2 protein-coding genes are annotated in these 1,304 nt (G+C 32.8%); both read left to right on the top strand.

The window, feature by feature from the left end:
- A partial coding sequence (locus tag GBI16_RS18855; protein WP_215900698.1) for a hypothetical protein occupies positions 1-184 on the top strand: 184 nt, incomplete at its 5' end.
- Between the two features lie 135 nt (positions 185-319).
- Positions 320-1,304, top strand: a 985-nt coding sequence (locus tag GBI16_RS18115; RefSeq protein ID WP_266095384.1) for an SIR2 family protein, incomplete at its 3' end; no start/stop codon positions are given.

Raw genomic sequence — 1,304 nt, forward strand, 5'->3', positions numbered from 1 at the left:
TTCGCTTAAACACAATAGGGTAATTGTCTTTGCTGGGGCAGGAGTTTCAATGGCAACGCCAGCCAACTTACCTGATTTTGTTACTTTAACTCGTAAAATATTGAACTTAGATGATAATGAGAAATTTGATAATCCAGATCAGAAGCTCGGAGAAGGTTTTGATCAAGGGGTAAGAATTCATTAACAATGTATTCGTGTTTTAAATCAAAACTCGCCACAACCGACGCAGCTTCATCATGATATCCTTAAACTATTTCCAAAAAAAACTCGTGTTATTACTACGAACTTTGACCTTTTATTTGAAAAGGCATTCTTTAACCTGAATCCTGATGGTGTAATCAAAAAATTTAATGCGCCCGTTTTTCCATTAGGAAGCAATATTGAGGGAGTTATTTATTTACACGGTAATGTAACTGACCCTAGTTCAATGGTCTTATCAGATTCTGACTTCGGTAGAGCATATCTTTCTGAGAGTTGGGCGAAGAGATTATTAACAGATGCCTTTTTAAATTACGATTTTATATTTATTGGTTATTCTTATAATGACACAATTTTAAAATATTTAACTCGATCTTTACCTAAGAATAGAGCATCTAGACTCTACGCATTTGCAAATATTGAAGATGGAAATACTCAGCAAGTCAATCACTGGACGTCTTTAGGGATTGAGCCTTTGATTTATCAAAAAGAAAATGGAACACATCTGCAATTACCTGAAGCAGTAGAAAAAATTGCACATTTTTTAAATTTAGGTTTTTCTGATTATGGGAAGTTTATTTGTTCTAAAGTTGTTGAGTATGAACAGAAGCAATACGAAGATGATTTAAACTACATAAAGTACTTCTTAGGCTCAAATGATAGTTATAAGCATTTTTATAGATTAGCACGCCCTGAAGTTTGGTTGTTTAAAATTAAAGAAGATCAGTCACTATTTGATATATTGATGAAGCATGAAGATGATTTATTTCATTGGTTGAGAGGCAGTTTGGAGACTCATACAAATGAATTAATGGATTTATTACAAAAATATCCAGCTTTAAAGAGCAATAAAAATTTGCTTTGGGTGTTTTTTAGAACATTGGATGATCTGCAAGATAAGAATTGTTATTTGAAGTGGTTTCTGTTTTTGGAGAGTAGTCTTTATCAAGAAAGTGGTTTATGGAATGGCGTAATTTCATGGGTGCTTAAAAAATTAGTTAGCTTTGACCTGGTTACTGAGTTCACAAGAGCATTCAGTGCTTATCTTAAGATAGAGATTAAACCTAAAGTTAGGTTTGGGATAGAACGATATGATATTGATGTCT

This window comes from Acinetobacter sp. TUM15064, assembly GCF_008980265.1.
Lineage (GTDB): Bacteria > Pseudomonadota > Gammaproteobacteria > Pseudomonadales > Moraxellaceae > Acinetobacter.